At 75.5% G+C, this 1,104-nt stretch carries 2 protein-coding genes; both read right to left on the bottom strand.

Annotation, left to right across the window (positions count from 1 at the left end; all coding sequences use genetic code 11):
• On the bottom strand, window positions 1-690 hold a 690-nt coding region (locus tag ACFU99_RS44380), incomplete at its 3' end, for a VOC family protein (protein ID WP_384404575.1).
• A 63-nt stretch (window positions 691-753) separates the two neighbouring features.
• On the bottom strand, window positions 754-1,104 hold a 351-nt coding region (locus tag ACFU99_RS44385), incomplete at its 5' end, for a methyltransferase domain-containing protein (protein ID WP_384404577.1).

The following is a 1,104-nucleotide window of genomic DNA, read 5'->3' on the forward strand; positions in this document are numbered from 1 at the left end:
CGGTGCGGTCAGGACGGCGCCGTGCGTCCGGCCGGGGTCCGGCGGCCCGGTGAGCCCCTCGATCCCGACGGCGAGAACGCCGGTGGCGGGGGCGGGCTCGACGACGAGCGGACCGCCCGGGTCGAGGTGTGCGGCGAGCCGGTCGAAGGCCGCGCGGTCGCGGTCGGACACTCCGTAGCGCACCCGGCCGATGCGGCGGGCCCCGTTGGGGTGGCGCACCGTGGCGGGCCGCTGCGGCGGGTCGTAGGAGGAGACGGCGAAGGGGAGCTCCGCCGGGCGGGCGGCGAGGAACTGGTAGCGCACGAGGGCGCCGTCGGGGCGCTTGCGGCGCCCGTTCATGACGCGGGACACGCGCACGCCCCCGTCGCGCAGGGCGGTGTGGACCGCGGCGAGGGCGGTGTCGTCGGTCTCCAGGGCGAGGTCGCGCCAGCCCTCTCCACCGCGGGCCCAGCGGGCCAGCCGCTCCCCCGCCGCGCGGCCGTTGACGGCGGCCATCGGCCATCTCAACAAGCCAAATGCGGGAGGCAGTTGGAAGAACTCGATGAACGGGCCCTCCTCGAACCAGAGCAGGGCGTTGTGCGCGCGCTCGGGGGCGCTTCCGTACGCGACGGTGAAGCCGAGCGCTTCGTAGTCCCGCACGACAGCGCCGACATCGTCGACTTTGCACAAGACATGGCTGCATCGCAGCACGGTGGGTTCCCCTCGGGTGGTGGCATGGCGGGTGGTCTTTCGGCGCCGGTGGGCCGGCGGTGCTCAGTCCCGGCGCGGCGGCGCCACGGCGGCGAACAGGCGCTGCCCGAGCGGGGCGAGGGCGTGATCCTCGCCCGGTGCGGTGACGACCGGGGCGAAGCCCGCGCCCCTCAGGGCGGTGGTCCAGTGCTCGCGGGAGAGGAACGTGGCGCGGGAGGCACGCCGTACGTCCTGCGCCGGGGTCATCATGAAGGCCTGGGAGGCCATGATCTCCAGGTGTTCCCGGGTCGGTTCGGTGGCCAGCAGGACGCCGCCGGGCGCGAGCAGGTCCGCCAGATGCCGGAGGGCGGCGTCGGTGTCGCGGGCGTTGTTGAGGACGCCGGCCGCCACGACGGCGTCGGCGCTGCCCGGCGT

The sequence above is a fragment of the Streptomyces sp. NPDC057654 genome (assembly GCF_042800135.1).
Taxonomy (GTDB): domain Bacteria; phylum Actinomycetota; class Actinomycetes; order Streptomycetales; family Streptomycetaceae; genus Streptomyces.